We start from the raw sequence: 16,912 nt of genomic DNA on the forward strand, positions 1-16,912 counted from the left end.
GATCGAAGCGTCAGTCACCCATTCCCGCTCCGAAGCGGTAGCGATAGCGCAGGCCGTGGCCCACGAGTTCGGCCACCTCGGCTCCGGCTGGGGTGAGCGGATTCGGCATCAACGCTGCGAACCGTGCGCCCTCCGGGCTTTTAACCCCGCTGATAATCAGTACCTTGTAACCGTCGTCGCTGGTGTGCTCGGTGGCCGCGCGAACCTCGGATTCACCGAGGGCAACGTCAACAGCGTCGCGGGACTCCGCGAAGGCTTTGACTTCGATGTAGTAGGTCATACCGCGCCATTCGACAATGTAGTCGTAACCGTGGGCGTCCGAGGCATCGGGCCTACCTTCGCGCGCAGCGTAACCTGAGACCCAGCAGATGTGCGCACCGGGAAACTCGCGTTCTAGCCAGGCTGCGGCGATTACTTCGCCTGCCAGACCAATAGCACTCCGCTGCTCCTCAGACACCTTTGGAGCGGCAATGTACACGCCTGCAGAAGAAAGCCCTCCGCTGTACACCGTCCGATCCGCTGCGGGGAGGGCGATCGGCGAAGTCTGCGAGAGGAACTGCTCGCTGACGCTGCCGCGTGCGGCGCGACGAACAGCAGCCGAATCCAAGGCGTCGATGGCGACGCCGCCAATCTGGACGATGTTGTGTCTGGATGGCGTGATTGGGTTTGGCAGGGCAGGCTCCGACGCGGCGGTGCTCTCTGCCGACGGGGTGGGCACTGTTATCGGCGGCTGTTCACGTAGCGCCTGTTCCGAGGGGAATGGCAGGCCCTCAGGCCAGCCGAGGTTGCGCGAGACCACCTCGACGAGGATTGCGGGCTCTAGATCGAGCAACCCGGCTTCCGGCAGTGCGTCCAGGATCGGCCACGCCCGGTATTGGGCGTGGGCCCAGGCGGACGGCATGGGCATGGCGTGCGTGTCGCACCAGTGGCGCACGTACGCCGTGAGGGGCGCGAACAGTGCGGTGAGCCGGTCGTTGTTTCGGTCGCGTACGATCGCCTCGCTGTCTAAGCGCGGTGGTGCGTACAAGTCTGGGTCGGCGCCGAGGCCGTTGAGCCAGTCAACGGCGTGGGCGTGGAGAACCTCCTGCGGCGGCTCGACGTACAGCTCCAGCCAGGCCGGGTCTGGCTCGAGCCCGTCCAGACGCGAGCACGACTCGTACGTCGAGATATCGAGTCCTGTGGTAGCCAGGGCGTGGAAGTGTTCGCGGATCCTCGCTTCTAGCGCGCGTCCGTGAAGGCGCAGGAAGGTTTCGAAGGCTCTTTTGTGCTCGGTTGGATATGTGACGGGCGCGGTCCCGAGCGCCGCGAGCACGAGGTTGAAGCTGCGCAGGTCGAGGGCGAGCGCGGTGCAGGTGTCCGCAGGGGTCGTGCAGAGGCGGAGTGCGGCGAGGGCCTTTGTCGGCTCGAGCAGGTAATCGCCGGCCGCTGCTTGGACGATTTGCTCGAGGTCGGCGACCGAGGCGGCGGCGTTCAGGTCGGCGTCGATCTCCTCGATGGCGTCGATGCCGCGGTGCAGCGCGAGTACGGGCCGAAGGAGGTCAGCGAGTCGCGCGACGTCTCCGGTGACTTCATCGCGCAGTTCGGTTACCCGTTCGAGCCGTTCCTCCATGGCCGCGGCAAGGTCGCGGTCTGTGGGCTTATCGCGCCCGGTGACTTTGAGGAGCTGCTGGAGCTTGTAGAGGACGAGTTGAAGGCCATCGCTCGCGGAAGGGTAGCCAGCCAGACGCGCGAGCGCCGGAGCGCACGCCTCAAGCTCTGAGTCGCCTGGGCTGACATGCGTGACGATCGAAGGGCAGTCGGCATCAGGTAAAGCGAGGGCGCGCGGCAATGCCGTGGTGGGGACGGCGCGGTCTCCCACCTCCAGGCGAAGGTGGACGGTGCGGATCACGCGGATTGCACCGATGAGCGCTGCCTGGTCCCGTCTGCGCTCGCCGTTCAGTCCGTCGCGTATGTGGCCCTTGAGTTCAAGGACCATGGTCACCACAGCCGGAAGCCAGGGGTATTCCTCGCCGAGCGGTCGCTGATCCGGATTGGCTTCGACCGGTTCCGGTCCGTCGAAGACGCGGACGGGTGTTTTTGAGATGCGAATGACACTGTCGGAGTGCTTTTCCACCCATTTCGCCACACTGCTGGCGTCCGCTGTTCCGCCGTGGCTCAAGAGCACGGGCAGTTGGGCGGCGATGAGCAGTGACCTTTCGAGCGGCGATGGCACGTCCTCGATGTAGACAGGTTCATCGTCGTTGAGCATGTGCGAGCGCAGCCCGATGTGGGTGTCGACGGCCACGGTCGCGCGATCGCTCGGGTGCCAAGCCCACGTCCCCGTCTTGGCGGCATCCGCCAGGGCTTTGACGTAGAGTCTTCTGAACTCGGCGAACAGGTGTTGAGGTACCTGGTTCTCGTGGAGGGCGAACCCCAGGGCTTTGAGCCGTGCACCGCTGTGGTGCGGGTTGTCCCAGGAGAGCAGACCGAGGTCAGCGAGCAACTGGGCGGTCTTCTCTTGCCCGGCGAGCGTCCGAATGTTACTGGACAGGGTCCTTATATATTCGGGGAGCTCGTGGTCTGCGTACCAGATCTCACTGGGTGCAGCGAATCCCGTGGCGCCGCTCTCCTCATAAGGCAGCCATCGCCGTGTCCGCAGGTACGTTGCGAGGGGCGTTGGCCAGGTCTGCCAGTCTGGCCGCCGCTTGTTCGGCTGATAGACGCTTACCGTAAGCGAACTTTGGCCCCAGTCTGAAAGCGCGCGCAGGATAAGCTCGGCGTAGCGCGCTCGGCTGGATGGCTCCATCGCCTCTACACTCGCTGCGCCGGTTAGATACTTTACCTGCCCAGCGAATGCGTAGTCAGGCAGGTACCAGCTTCTTCCGGCCGCATGCACCGCTGCTATCCACGCGTCCGCGAGGGATTCGTCTAGCCCCGCCTCGGTAGCGATCGCCTTCGGGTCGATGTCCGCTGCTTGGCTGGAATAGCCGCGGGTGGATCCGATCGGCAACGCGTCGCGGACCCCGATCGTGCGTAGGAACCTGCGGAACCGGTCGCGCTCACGGACAGGGAAAGGCCAGTCCTCGGGGCCCAGCAGCCAGTGGGTTTGCATATGCCTAATATCGGACGCCGTGCCGCCTCCGTCTGCGATAAGCTCGCCGGTAAGCTGCGCGACTCGACTATCCCACCCGGGCGAGAGGAACGCCTCCTTGGCCGCGATCCAGCCGAGAGTCGCCGTCGGAACGCGGAAGGCGATCTCCGCCAGCGTCGAGCGTTCGGCGGCGGCGGCAGGGCCCAGCGCAAGTCGCGAGGCGTAAGCCAGAGCGGAGGCATGCACCTCGTCTGGTTGTTCTGTGTCCAGGATCCCTTTGATGTGCGCTAGTACGTGGCCTGGCGTGAAGTCTTGAATCAGGCCGCCCATCTGGAAAAACAGCTTCGTCAGCAGGCTCCACGGGACCGCCGGGTGGGTGAAGCAGAACCATTCCTGCATGAGCCCAAGGTCGCTGATAGATCCCCGACTTTCGCCCTCGGGAGCGAAGAAGGCAATCCTGCGTGTCGAGTCCGGGTCTTGAGTTGGGACGAGCGTTCCGTTCTGGTCGATGACCAGCAACCTTCCGCAGAGCAGCTGAGCGTTGGATCTGAACTCGTGCGCAAGGTCGTCGTAGAACCCGGACCAGGCCGAGCCATCAAGCGTACCTGGTTGTTCTGCCATCCGCCGGGCCACGTGCTCGGCCCACTCGGCGACGGTGGCAGAAGGTGGCTGCATTCCCCTCCCCGAAAGGGATCTGCGGACAGGCTCGATCCGCTGGGAGCGTCCCGCGAGCGCCCGAGGATCCAGAATGAGCGCACCCGCTTCGGTGAGGGCCGTAGGAGTCAACGCCGCCCACGTACGCGTGGCCGGCCACGCGTACGCTGCACCGAACCGGCCCCAACGCTCACCTACGAGAGGCGCAAGGGACAGGTCGAGGATCCCCGGATCCGCCTTTCTCAGCCGCGCCGGCTCCTCGCTCCAGGAGAGCAGATCGAGCACGCGGGGCGCAGCCTGCTTGAACGGCAAATGGTCCTTGACCAGCAATGCGAATTCCAGGCACGCGGACGCAAGTTGATCAAGGAGAAAGTCATTGAGAGCCACGTCGGGGCTGAAGGCGAGGCGGGCGAGCTTGGTGAAGAACGGTGCGTGCACGTGACCGTGCATCGGTGACGCCGCGCTCGGCCCCATGGGTAGGTACGTGTAGGCGCGCCCGGCTTCGACGTCGCGATCTAGGCGCAGTGCAACTCCGACTTCCGCGGGCCCCTGAGATGCGTTCAGCCACCGCTCCCCCACCTGGCGCGCCTGAACGCTGCGGGCGATGGCCTCGTGGAGCTCCAGTGCGTCGATAGCGCGCCGAAATACGAGAAACCGGCCGTGCCTCCCGAGGTCGACGGTGTGCGCAGCGCAATCGGCTCCGCCTTCGAGCGTCCGGTGCTCAACTAACCGGGTGAGCTCGGTGCGGGTTGGAGCCCGGTCCGCTTCGCGTATCTCAACGTCGAGACGCGCGATCCGGTCAAGGAAAAGCAGCAGCGGCGCTTCGGCTTCGACCACCTCACGAAGTTGGGCGGCCGCCGACTCAGCAGCGGCGGCGTCGCGCAGCGGTAGCTTGACGACGGTGCTGAAGTCCCCGCGTATGAACTCCTCGAGCGTCGGGTCACTCTGTTCAGCCGGAAGCGGCAAGAGGAGCGGGTGGTTGCGCTCCCGGACGATCCGTCGGGAGAACTCGTCGTCGATGAGGTCGAGGAGGTCGTCGTCTTTGGCAGATCGGAAGCTGTATCCGTCGAAGGACGTAGAAGCGGTGGTGAGCTTCGAGTAGATCTCTGGATAGTCGGTGAGTTCCAGCACGCTGCGGAAGCCGAGCCCCTTGTTCCCGATCCCCTCGCCGGGGTTCTTGTTGGAGGTGGCCAGCTGGGAGATGGCCTTGAAATTCTCGAATGTGAAGGGGCGGCCTTGATTGGCCGCGTAGAGGGCGGGCTGTTCCGTGTCGAGGTCCAGCAGCAGCACGATACGGCCTGGGTCGGCAGGCTCCAGCGCGTCGTGACCGTTCTGAATCAACTCGATTACCGTGCGGTGCTCGTACTCCCACGCGGTGTCGTCGCTAAGCGCCTTGAGGCTCGCGCCGATGTCGTAGACCTCCGGCTGCAGAATCAGTTCAACTCGCTGCCGCGCAACCTGCAGCACCCTCTCACCGGGTGAGGCATCGGACAAGTCACTAGTAATCACGGACACCGCTGACCTTCAGGCAGATGGTCGACACGGTGCCGCACCACATCCGCTGCTCGAACCAGCCTCGCACCAATATCCTCCCGGTCTAGGCCACTTCGGGCCGCCACGATGGTCAGGGAAATCAAAGCACGTTGTTGTGGCCGCGCGCCGGGTTTTCGCATGGAGGGCTCGTTACGTTGAAGGGCCCGCGCCGAAGCCGGAACCGAGAAAGACCTCGAACGCCGCATCCGGACCCGCTGAAAGCCCGGACAACGCCGCCGCTGTAACGCCGGCAGCAGCCGAGACCAAGCGCGCCACGGGCCAATCGGCGAGCAGGCCGGCATCTCTCCCGCTCGTCGAGAGCACCGCTCGGAGGTCGGCGGCCTCCGCAGCCGTGTCGCCCCCACCGGGGATCGCCAGCTCATCCGCGTGCACGCCCACAACCGCGAGAGCGTCGGTGACCCAGCGCATCGCCCGCAGCCTGGCCGCAGGCTCGATCAGCGGATCGCTTCCCGAAAGGTCCGGCAATTCACGAGCAAGCGCGCCCGCCAACGTGGGCTCGACCCAAGCGACCAGGGCCAGCGCGCCCAGACTCAGCAAGACGCTCTCATCCGTTTCCCTGCCCTGAATGACGCCAGCGTGCATCTTCGCGTTCGTCAGCAGTTCTGCGGACAACTCCTCGGGCGAGCTGATGTAGCCCTCCGAGTCTCGTCGGGGATTGGCGTCCGTCGCGCTCAGCGCGGCGGCTCGGTGAAGGATCTGCGTAAGCGCCAGAACGCGTCCTGCCTCGTGCGCGTCGCGGGCCAGCGCCGCATCGAGGGCGTGGCCCATTTCGTCATAGGGATCGCCCTCCGCGTCCTGCGGCAAGCAGGTCGCCTCCAGCGCCCGCACGAATGCTGCCATCGGCATCGCGACCGTGGCGGGCACGTCGAGTTGCTCGAGCGCCGCACCCACCGGTCCCGGGCCGAGCTCCAGCAGCGACGCATTGATCAGGCCAAGAAACGCTCCGCTACCCGCGGCGACATCCACCACCGCCGCGCCCCTACTTGTGCGCAGCGCCTCAGGAGCACGCACCGCCAGCCAGACTGCGGCGAGGCTGTAGCAGCCCTCGCGCAGCTCCTCGTTCTCCGCGTCTGCCCACTCGGCTACCCGCGCTGTTTCCCGTTGGGCCAGTTCCTCGACTACCGTGTCCTGGTCGAGAGCCGCGAGCAGCTGCCAAGGGTTGGTCACCGCCTTCTGCGACGCGCAGAGCGCGGCCAGAACGTTCATTCCCGCCCACAGGAGCTCGCGCAGTTGTCTGTCGCACCGCTCGTCCGCCAGGGGCCGTGGAAGGTCATCGGGCACCCGGTTCCAGGCAAGGCCGAAGTCCTCCATGAACTGCTCAAGCAGAACGTGCCCGCGCAAATCATCGCTGTCCAAGGCATCGTCCTCGTCCCCCCACTCCTCCTCGTCCTCGACGCCAGCGCGCACCCGCCCCAAGAGCGCCGCGGCGAGCTCCCTGTGGCCGCCCGCGGTCATCGTCAGCCGGGCCCGCTCGCCCGAAGCCGCCTCCAACCGAGCCGCCTGGACCAGAAGCCTCCCCAAAACCGCCGTCAGCTCCCTACCCCAGGGATGCTCCACCGCACCGAGCACGACGTCCCGAGCTTCGAGCACCGAGCCGTTCACCCGCCGGCCCGGCTCCCACAATGAACGCACCCCACCGGCCAGTAGGTAACCGGCCGCCAACTCGTGCAGCGGCGAATCCATCAGATCCGTGAGCGAGAACCGCGCCGCGAGATCCTCCTCGACCTCCAGCGGCTTGAGCCAGTTGTTCTCGTCGTACGGCTGGTCAACCTCACTGACCTGGACCGAAGCGATCGTGCAAGCGAGAAGTTCTGGGCTCCAACCCGTCAAATGCCTCGCCAGCCCAGTCGCGCTCAGCGCAGCCTCCTCCAGCCCCAGGCCAGGCCCGCCTAGTACAACCTGAACATCGACGCTGCCGGGGCGACCGACGATCTGCTCATCGAGCACAACCCGCTCCGCCTCCTCGGGACCGTCGGCTTGCGCATGGCCGTCCGCGTCATCCGCGTCGAAGAACGTGGACCACCGCGACTCCCAGCCTTCCGCGATCGCTGCCGCAATCGCCTCCATAGACCGGGAGCTCTCCCTCTCATTGAGGCCGGTTCCCGAGATCATGACCTGCACCAAGAACGGCATCGTCTTCTCCTTACCACCCGCTTCAGACCGACTACCGGACCGGATGACACACCAAGACCATAACGACCGCCACAGACAGGCGTGGGCGAAATTGAACATGCCCGCGCCCCTGCCCGGAACCCAGAAGAGTTCCGTAGCGCGCCTCTCAGAGCGCTTCCCCGTCGCGGAAGCGGCCAGCGCGCAAAGCACGGAAGAGATCAACAACTCCAGACCCGCGAGCGCTCCGCAGTGCGCTGACTGGCCGTCAGGTGGATCGCAGCTGCGTCGAACCACAGTGTGGCCTGGAGCCCGGGGTGCTCTCGGTCGCCGTCGTGAAGTCCACCAACGTCATGGTGGAGCGGCTCGAGCACTGACCGGCGGCCCCACGGCCGCGCCGCCGGCTCACCGTGGGCTTAGGTGAACTGCAACTGTTCGTGCTCGGGCAGGTCGAAGTGCACGACCTGCTCGGGCTCGATCACGCCGCGCGCCAGGACCTGTTCGACTTCGTGCGCGTTGCGCACGAACACCGCCAGGCCTGGGGGTAGGCGGTTAAGGTTCGCCGGGTGCGGGCGTACGACGCCGTAGAGCCGGGTGCCGAGGTAGAGCGCGATCCCGTAGGCGAACGCCGGGTCCGGCTGGTGCTGGCGCGGCAGTGCCGTTATCCCGGTGTGATTGACCGCGTGGCGGGCGATCGCGGTGAGCAGTTCGCGCAGCTGCGCCTCGGAGACTTGCGCCCACCATGTGTGGGCCGCGTCCTGTTCGAGCCGCTCGCGCTCGGCCCGCTCCGCATCTTCTCGCGCCTCGCGCTCGCGGCGTTCGGCTTCGGCTTGGCGCTCGAGTTCCTGGCGTGCTAGGCGCTCGGCTTCCAGGCGTTCTTGCTCTCTGTCCCATTCGATCTTCCACAGGCGGTGCTTCTCGGCCGCCTCGAGCTGCCGCTTGCGCTCCTGCTCCTCGCGCGCGGCCTGCTCGCGTGCGATCCGCTCCCGTTCGGCCTGTGCCGCCTTGCGTTCTTGTTCCTGCCTCCACTCCTGCTGGCGTTGGCGCATCGCGTCGTGGCGCTTCTCCGCGGCGATCGAGCGCCCGCTCGTCCAGATGTCGATGCGCCGTGCTTTTCGCCCTTTGCCAACCAGTACGCGCCGGTAGCGCGTGAGGATTCCGTGGCAGGAGATCTTCTCTTCCATCACCCACCGCACGAACGTCGCAAGGCTCGTACCCTCCACCACGACCCAGGCTCCGCGGCGCTCGTCGAACCGGCCCAGCCCGTCGGCAACAGACCAGCCCGCATCCCCCTCGGGCTCGGCCACGCGAATACAGGGTGAAGCCCCAATCCACGGTGTGCCGGTGCGCGGGGTGACCCAGCACACGTCGATCCCGGCGTCGTAGTACTTGGCGGTCCGAGTAAGCAGCTCGAACGTGGTGATCGGCGAGAGCTGCGCCTCCCACGCCCAGCGGGTGCCCCGGTCCGCGCAGTCGGCCAACACGTCCGCCCGCCACGCCCCGTCTTCGCCCCTGACCTCGAGCTCGGCGTGCCAGCCCGCGGCCCGGATGGAGGTGGCCAGCTCGAGTTTGAGCAGATGGTGCTCCATCGACTCGCTCGACAGCTGACACTCGGGCGGGCGGCCGGGATCGTGCGCGAAGTACTGCAGGCCGCGCGGGGAGAGCTTGGCGTGCACCCCGTGCCCGCACTCAGGGCATCTGAGCGCGATGCGCGGGCGCACCCGGTAGACAGCCGTCCAGTCCAGGCCGGCGCCGAGATCCAGCAGCGAGGCGTCGATCCGGCCGAGATCCGGGTGGATCGCGGTGAAGGCCATACGCAGGCTCCTTCCCGCTTCCACCCTGGATCAAATCAGAACCGGACCACACCCGCTGCCGCAGTGCCTCAGGCGGAAGCAACGCGGCAGCGATTGGCTGACCCTGTGCCGTCGTGAACCGGCCCTGTTCGGGGCGCGCGGGAGCAGGGGACCTTCGCCCCGGGGGCCGGGTCTGCTTCGGAGCCGGTTACTCGCCGGAGGGCTGCGGCGGGGCCGGGAACTCGGGCAGAAGGCCGCGCCGGGCGAGCTCGTCGACGACGTGCCTTTGCCGCCTCAGGAGCTCGCCGGCGTGCGCGGCGAGGTCTCCGGCCATTTGCATCCTAGTGAGTGCGGAGCGTTCGGTGCGCCGATCTACCTCGCCGGAACTCCTCGATCCCGGCGTGGAAGTCGGGGCTGGTGACCCCGTCGGCGAGCACCGAGAGCTCGGCGAGGGTCTCGCGGAAGCGCTCGCCGAGCTCAAGCGCCGAGTCCGATTCGCGCTCCATGGATTCGGTGTGCGCGACCAGTGCGGTGCGGAAACGCTGATACTCGGCACCCAGAACCGAATACAGGGCCAGCAGCGGCCCGTCGTCGAGTGCGCCGCAGGTAGCTTCGAAGTCTGAGAAACCCATACGAGAACCGTACCGCCTGCCCCTGTCATCCCCGGTTGGGCGCCGGCGGCCTCGGCTCGATCCGCAGCCGGCATCGGCGCCGCGGCCGCACTCAATGCCAAGCGCTCGCTCGCCGCCTCCACTGGCTAAGTGCTGCGGCCGTGCTGTGTTGGGGAGTCTCATCACCGGTGCGCGCCGGGCCGCGCGGTTCGGCCCGAGGTTGGGTCGGCTAGAGTGGCAGAGAACTGAATCATGCGAGCATCCCGCACGCTGGCGCTCTCGCAGCTACGATCGGGCTGATCGACCTTAGGGTAGTCGAGCGTGCTGGAGGTGGCGACGTTGGCAGAGGTCGAGGTCCGCGTGGAGACCGTACTCCTCGACAATGCGGGCCAGCGCCAGATCGGCGCGAAGACCCGGACCACCGCGCTGCTCAAGGAGCGGCGTGAAGATATCGAGGCCGCGGTCGCCGAGGCCTCTGCGGTGCTAAAAGACTCGGCCGCGCGTCTTCAGGACGGGGATGGGTGGCGCGTGGCGAGCGTCGAGGCCAAATTCGGCATCACGCTCGGCGCAGAGGCAGGGGTCATCCTCTCGAAGGCGTCGGCGGAGGCCTCCTTCGAGGTGACCATCACGGTCGAACGCGGTTAGGGTCTGGGCCAGGATGAGCAGCAGCCAGTACTGGGTGCACATCTACCAGCACGGGACTTGCCTGGGGGCCGGGTTCTTCATTATGCCCCGCTACGTGCTCACTGCCCGCCACTGTCTTCGAGGGATCGGCGAGGATGACACGGTCGACCTGCATAGCGCGGACGAGAAGGAGGTGCTCGTCGGCCGGGTGTACCGTAGTCCGCTCGATGCGGACGTGGCACTCATCGAGACACTCGCGCCACGAAGCGCCCCGCTCGATCTGCCCCGCGCCTGCGCGCCGAGTCCGCGCGAGCGCTGGGAGAATCCGTATCAGCCGCCTCGCGTACAGCTAAAGCTCACTGGCATCGTCACCGATCCCGCGTTCAAGTTCGAATGCGAGGACGGCTCCCTGATCGAGGCGCTCCAGCTCAGCTGCGAGCAGGCGCCGGGCACCTATGCCGGATACTCGGGGAGCCCAATCGAGAGCTCGGACGCCGGCGGTTTGGCGCTGCTGGGGATCCTGCTCGAACAGTATCCCGACCGTGAAAACCCGGATCGAGCCACCAATGTCCTGTTCGCCGCGACGATGAGGGACGCGCTCAGCCGCTTCGACTGTTTCTCCGTCGGGCATCTTCTCGACGTGATCGACCCCCCATCTCTACCGAACGGCGCTGCCGTCCGGGATAGGGAGCGGAAGGGTCTGGAGCTGGTCTCAGAGCGGGTGGCGTTGTTAAAGACATGGGCAGACGAAGGGCTGCTGGACTCGGCCACGCTTCGCCAGATGGTCCTCGAGATTGCGATGAACGTCGTCGAGGCGAGTATCTCGGAGGTAAGACGATGAGTGGACCTCTCCAGCAGCTCGTAACAGACCTCGAACGTATCCTGACCGAAGACGCTGGCACGGCGTCGCACGGCGAGCTCGCGGACATCCCAGGTCGGCTCGAAGCAGTGCTCGACGCAATCGCCGCTCAGCCGCCGCTGACAGAGATCACGGAGTGCAACAGGCTAGCCGTTCTGCTTGACATGTGCGGCTACTCTGGCGAGGCGGGCCGGTTACTCATCGCCACACACGAGGCGTGCCAAGGCTTTGGTCCGGAACAGGCTAGGGTGCTCAACCAGCGAGGCATGCTCGCCGCGCTACGCGGCGATGATGAGCAGGCCGCCGAATTATTCGAAGAGGCCCTGTTTACTCCCAGCCTTCAAAGTCCTGAGCTTCGGCAGATCCTGCAAACCAACCTCGCGGAGGTGGCCCTTCGCCGGGGTGATCTGGTAACGGCGAACCAGTGGGCCAACCGCGCCAGGGCCGCTACCCCCGCAGTCAATTCGGCGCTCCTGGAGCTCGTATTGGCACGCATCGCCTTCCAGACAGCGCGACACCGCGCCGACCGGAACGCGATGGCTACCTCCGTTCAAGCACTCGCCGCGGCGACACGGCGCCGGATCGGCGAACTCGACCCGCACTCGATCCAGGCACTCACCCTTGTCGGCAACCTTGCCGCGGCTCAATCGGACGTAGCCTGGTCATGCGGTGAGATTGCCCGGATCGAGGTGATCATCGACGCGCTCTCCGTCACCGCACTGCGGCTTTCGGCGGCTGTAGGCGGCGGCGACCCACGCGCACTTGAGATCTACGCGGCCATCGCGATCGCCCAGTCCCGCCTCGCGTGCAACGACGGCTCGCCCCCTCGTATCGATCAGGCCGGCCAGCAACTCAAGTCCCTGTACGAGCGGGTTGTCGCGATCACGGACCCGCGCGATGTGCGCATGATGACGCTGACGCTCGACCTCGCGATTGCCCGCGTCGAACTGGCACGCACCCATGACGCGTCCACGCTCTCGGAAGCAACCAATGATCTACGCAAGATGGCGACGCGGCTCGAAGACGCTCTTGGCCCGCAATCGGCGACGACACTCGAAGCGTTGGCCAACCTGGCGATTGCTGATCTCGAGATTCTGCGCACCTCGGGAACTGGTGAGCTAGCCGTCCCCGCCGTCGCGCGGCTCAACGGTATTGCGGAGCGGGTTGACAGGGGGTTGGGACTCCACCACCCGTTGGCCGCGAAGCTCAATGTGGCCTTGCAGCGTGGACGCCGCTCGACCGCGTTTCGCCGAGTGGGCGACGGTGGTTCCGCAGTCCGCACCGAACCGGTGAGCGCGACTGCGAACCTCGGAAACTCGTCGAGAAGGCGCGCCTTATCCCGAGACACGTTAGAACGGCTGCTTAGCCGCCATCCTGATGCGATCTTCACCGACGGTGCCGTGCACCGTCGCGATCAACTGCTTGTCGCCGAGCACCAGTCGGAGCACGCCCGCGAGGCCGTCGCCGACTACGTGGAACGCATTGACGAATATCCGGAAATCGGCGTGCACCGGCTGAGGCTGAGAGCCTCCGCCCGCGTGGACGTACCGGAACTCGCCGCCAACCTGCGCGACCAGGGCATCGGCGCGACACCGAACCACCTGCTGCGCGGCGAGCCGAGTTACGGCGTGCCCACGCTATGCGCGCCGGTCGCCGCGCCGGTCGCGAACGGCGTGGGCCGCAAGGTCACCGTTGCGGTGCTGGACACCGGAATCACCCCGCATCCCTGGTTCACCAACACCGACTGGTGGTCGGAGGTGACACCGGAGCAACTCGACCCAGTGGACGCCGGCTGCGACTACGAACTCGACGCCCAGGCCGGGCACGGCACCTTCGTCGCGGGCGTACTGCTGCAGAAGGCGCCGAACGCGCGGTTGTGGATCGACCGACTGCTCGACGACATCGGCGTCTGCGACGAGCTCGAGCTGCTGCACAGCCTGGGCCGGATTCGGCGCCGGGAGCAGGCCACCGGCACCAAGGTGGATATCGTCAACCTCTCACTCGGCGGGTACGCGCACGCCGATCACCCGTCCCCGCTGGTCGCCGATGCGCTGCGCAGGTTCGGCAGCCACACGGTGGTGGTGACGGCCGCGGGCAACAACGGCTCGGACCGCCCGTTCTGGCCGGCCGCTCTGAAGGACTGCGTCGCCGTCGGCACCAAGGCCCCGTTCTCGGACCGCGGCTGGTGGGTGGACGCCAGCGCCCCGGGCGTGGACGTGGTCGGCCCGTTCCCGCAGCGCCGCCCCGACGGCGAGATCGAGCTCGGCTACGCGCGCTGGAGCGGCACCTCCTTCGCCGCGCCGTACGTCGCCGGCGCGATCGCACACCTGGCCAACGACAAGAACATCACCGCCCGCGAGGCGGCCGAACTCCTTCTCGACACCGCCCGCCCGAAGACCGACCCCGACTTCGGAGTGGAGATCGGATAGCGCTCGCCGCGGTGCCCTCGAGCAGTTGGGCGCGATGTTGGGGCCGCTGAGTCCTGTAGCAATGGGCCGGAATATTCCCGTGCCGGTCCCCGTGCGAGAGATTGAACCTTGGCCTCTTCCGGGAACGCGGAAGAGGCCAAGGCCCGGAATGCGGAAGAGTTCAATGAGTTGAGACCGGCGGAGCGCTCCGCGCCACACTAACTCGCCGTCAGGCGAGCGAGGATTTCGTCGTCTCGGGCGGGGAGCATGCTCCCCGCCCGCTCCCCGTTCCACTCCCCCGCGGCTCCACCTCGATCGACCCGCGCCCCTGGGTGACCGCTCCGCGCGCTACGCCGACGATCAAGTACATCGGTCCAGGTAGAGACGCCGAAAAGTCCGCGCCGAAGGTGCCCGGGACTCGGGGCCGCTTCCACTCGAAAGGGGAGGTCTGTGCGAAAGAGATGCCACTGACGGGGCGTCAGAGTAAGATTCCCGTTGGAGAAGTGCTCACATTCTGCGCGTCGCCCATAGGGTGCGCCGGAGGGAGCAGTAGCGGGGAGCAGCGGTGTGCTCAACTGCACGGAACTGCGGTGAACTGCAAATCTCGCGGATCGTCAGATCAGAGAAAGTGCAGGTCAGTGGCTTGCAGCGATTTCTCTCGATCGCAGAATAAGAGGAGACCTCCGTACTGACACAGAGGTGCTCGAAATTAGAGCTCGTTTGAGCGCCGTTGCCGTCGGTTGCAGGCAAATCCGAGCAGGTCACGGCGTTTCTCGTCACCGAGAGAGTCGTACTCGTCGACGCGCCGAATCACGTCACGATCCCGTTGAGCACTTCCGCGTTGAAGAAGTGCTCTTCGGTCGAGGCGTGGGGTGGTGCCAGTGCCGGTAACGATGAACTGGTGGCGGTATTCCTCGGTCGTGTCGAAGAGGCTCTGTTGAGCGCGGCCAGGGTGCGGGCGCTCGCGCGGACCAGGAATCGGGTGCCTGCGGGCAGGTACGTGCCGTATCCGAAGAACAGCCCGGCGACCTTGCGTACCTGTCCGTCAGACTCGATCACGGGCGCGGCGTCGTACCCAACAACTTGCGCCCTCCGCTCTCGAGCCATAGGCATGGACCAACAGAGCGGCCCGGTCCTGGAACGGGGTTGCTATTCGCGGTTACAGCGTGCGGGCTCGCGGATCGCTGCGGCGGCGTCGGACGGCGCCCGCTTCCCATGCCGCGAGGTCGATCACTCATCTTTCGTCGTGGCGTTCTTCACCGCTGATAAGGTCACCAGACCAGCCGCGACTGCTCCAACCGCCACTGCTACGCGCCCCGCCTCCACGCCCGCAGTCTTCCACTGCATAGGGTCTTGCGCTGCGTCCCACCAGCCTCTCGGCTCCATCGCCTTTCGACCGGACTCGACTCCGAGCGGCCTGTGGAAATCGTCCACGGCGACTCTCAGTTGGTTTATCGAGCCCACCGCGGCCCGGTGGGCGGATAAATGAAGCAGCACATGCGAGCTGGCCGGGCCAGCGGCCGAATCCATCCGCGCCATCAGACCCGCGGTGACACCCAGGATCTCCTCCCTCCGCTCCCGGCGGATCCTCTTCAGGCCGAGCCGATGCGCGTCCGCCTCGTCCGGGGACTCGTCGAGCACCCGATCCAGTTCCAGCACGTCGATTTTGTCCTGCAATTCGAAGCACCGAGCCAGCACGGCGAGCCAATCGCGAACCTCGGGCTCAGCTCTGCTGGTCATCTTGGCGATATCCCGGATATTAGTCGCGCCCTCCGGGCTCCTCACAAGATCGCCGAGCTGATACAAAGCGTACCGTTGGACTGTCGCGATCGTTTCGTTCGTAGGCTGCACCTTCGACCAGGTGATCGCGTCGACTCGACCCTTCGTCTCGCGCATTATTGTCGCGTCCTTGATGACCCTGCCGGCCCCGTCCATGTCCGCCCACTTGTCGTAGCCGTGGTCACGGAGGATCTTGTCGGCCTTCTTGTCGATCGTTGCGAGATAGGTCTTAATCTCGGCCATCTCGTGCTGGCGCGCGAACTGCGCCATGATCCCCGCCGCACCGGACAGAACCGCCGGGTTGGTCAGAAGCAGTCCTCGGCCCTCCTCGACCTGGAGCCATTTAGCGATCTTGCCCGGTTCCCCCACCAACGCATGACTGACGCCCGGAGTCTTCGTTGCCATCAGCCCATGCTGCTTGCGAAGGTGCGCTGACTCAGGGGTCAACTTCAACCAGCGAGCCGAGTCGGCACAGATCTCCGAGCCTGCGCGCATGACCTCGGCTCCGATGCCGAAGAGCGGCTTGAGGCGTCGCAGGTCGAACTTCTTCGTGGCAGCCCACAGCCCCTCCGCGCGGAGGAACTGCTCGACGGCCGCTGGGTCGCCAGCGGCCAGGAAACCATCGCCATCGCTGACTAGCTCGACCGTGTCGTTCATCGTCGGCTCCTGAGTCGTGGGCAGGGCAGTCCCCTGCGGGAGTGAAACAATATCCGCGGTACCGCACGGCAGAAAGTTGCGATAGTCGAAAGACGGGCGTCGCACCGGGGCGGCGGGACTGTCCGCGACGACGACGTACGCCACGACCCGCTGATCGAAATCAGCATCTTCGGATCCGACACCTCAGATCCAGCAAGCCTTCCGTCCGGCAATGCTCGCCGACCTGGCATCACCGTGACTCGATCCGACGTCAGATTGCCACGCTCGATCCGCCAAGCCGTTAACTCACCCCCGCCCGCTCGGCCGCTGCGCGGGTCCCCGACTGACCCTGCTCGGAGGTAGACGAGGCGCGTACCGCACTCCATCAGTGCGCCTTTCGACACGGTTTCGGGTAATTAGAGGGCGCCGGGAGGACTGGCGGGCTATTCTCGCGGGATGTCGACCGATCCGTTCGCTGACCTGGCCAGGACGCTCGAAACCTTCTCGCAGGCGCTGCGCACCGCAATCAATGACATGGGGGCAACTATGTTCCCGGCTCGCTCGGCGCCGCCGAATGCGCGAGCGAGCCGTTCGCGGGCGAGTGGGGCAGCCGACCTGCGCAGACGGCGATCGGTCACGGGATGCTCACCACGAACTCGTGTATCGACCAACTCACCGGCGCGGCGTTGTTGATCCGCAGCCGGAAGGTCACGGTGAGCCTATACACGACGATGAGGGGCGCGAGCGAGTCGGGGTCAATCGCGGCCTACCTGCTGGACCCGAGGATCGATGCTCGTGAGCGGTGTCAAGGGCCA

At 66.2% G+C, this 16,912-nt stretch carries 10 protein-coding genes; 3 read left to right on the top strand and 7 right to left on the bottom strand.

Translation table 11 applies throughout. The features are described from left to right. Positions 1-10: 10 nt before the first annotated feature. The 5 genes from KDK95_RS09970 to KDK95_RS09985 form a co-directional block, all read right to left on the bottom strand. Positions 11-5,191, bottom strand: coding sequence for a sacsin N-terminal ATP-binding-like domain-containing protein (locus tag KDK95_RS09970; protein WP_212517784.1), 5,181 nt, complete (start codon positions 5,189-5,191; stop codon positions 11-13). A 216-nt stretch (positions 5,192-5,407) separates the two neighbouring features. Further along, entirely contained in the window at positions 5,408-7,411 is a 2,004-nt protein-coding gene (locus tag KDK95_RS09975; RefSeq protein ID WP_212517785.1) for a hypothetical protein, read from the bottom strand. Positions 7,412-7,803: 392 nt separating this feature from the next. Continuing rightward, a complete protein-coding gene (locus tag KDK95_RS09980) occupies positions 7,804-9,201 on the bottom strand; it encodes a competence protein CoiA (RefSeq protein ID WP_212517786.1) in 1,398 nt (465 codons plus the stop codon). A 187-nt stretch (positions 9,202-9,388) separates the two neighbouring features. After that, a complete protein-coding gene (locus KDK95_RS36800; RefSeq protein WP_282971289.1) occupies positions 9,389-9,514 on the bottom strand; it encodes a hypothetical protein in 126 nt (41 codons plus the stop codon). A 7-nt stretch (positions 9,515-9,521) separates the two neighbouring features. Next, positions 9,522-9,812, bottom strand: a complete 291-nt coding sequence (locus KDK95_RS09985) for a hypothetical protein (protein WP_212517787.1) — start codon at positions 9,810-9,812, stop codon at positions 9,522-9,524. Positions 9,813-10,112: 300 nt separating this feature from the next. Between KDK95_RS09985 and KDK95_RS09990 the strand changes: the two genes are divergently transcribed. Genes KDK95_RS09990 through KDK95_RS10000 form a run of 3 tightly spaced genes read left to right on the top strand, consistent with a single transcriptional unit; the run spans position 10,113 to position 13,703 of the window. Next, positions 10,113-10,436: a CU044_2847 family protein gene (locus tag KDK95_RS09990; RefSeq protein WP_212517788.1), complete on the top strand. Its 324-nt coding sequence runs from the start codon at positions 10,113-10,115 to the stop codon at positions 10,434-10,436. A gap of 13 nt (positions 10,437-10,449) precedes the next feature. Further along, positions 10,450-11,256: a S1 family peptidase gene (locus tag KDK95_RS09995; RefSeq protein WP_212517789.1), complete on the top strand. Its 807-nt coding sequence runs from the start codon at positions 10,450-10,452 to the stop codon at positions 11,254-11,256. Then, positions 11,253-13,703 (top strand): S8 family serine peptidase, encoded by a 2,451-nt coding sequence (locus KDK95_RS10000; RefSeq protein WP_212517790.1) that lies wholly within the window; start codon positions 11,253-11,255, stop codon positions 13,701-13,703. Before KDK95_RS09995 ends, KDK95_RS10000 begins: the two co-directional genes overlap by 4 nt. A gap of 789 nt (positions 13,704-14,492) precedes the next feature. Here KDK95_RS10000 and KDK95_RS10005 read toward each other — a convergent pair. Together KDK95_RS10005 and KDK95_RS10010 are read right to left on the bottom strand one after the other, a co-directional pair. Beyond that, positions 14,493-14,741: a hypothetical protein gene (locus KDK95_RS10005; protein ID WP_212517804.1), complete on the bottom strand. Its 249-nt coding sequence runs from the start codon at positions 14,739-14,741 to the stop codon at positions 14,493-14,495. A gap of 171 nt (positions 14,742-14,912) precedes the next feature. Continuing rightward, a complete protein-coding gene (locus KDK95_RS10010; protein WP_212517791.1) occupies positions 14,913-16,118 on the bottom strand; it encodes a hypothetical protein in 1,206 nt (401 codons plus the stop codon). Positions 16,119-16,912 lie beyond the last annotated feature (794 nt).

Source organism: Actinospica acidithermotolerans (genome assembly GCF_018139625.1).
GTDB lineage: Bacteria > Actinomycetota > Actinomycetes > Streptomycetales > Catenulisporaceae > Actinospica > Actinospica acidithermotolerans.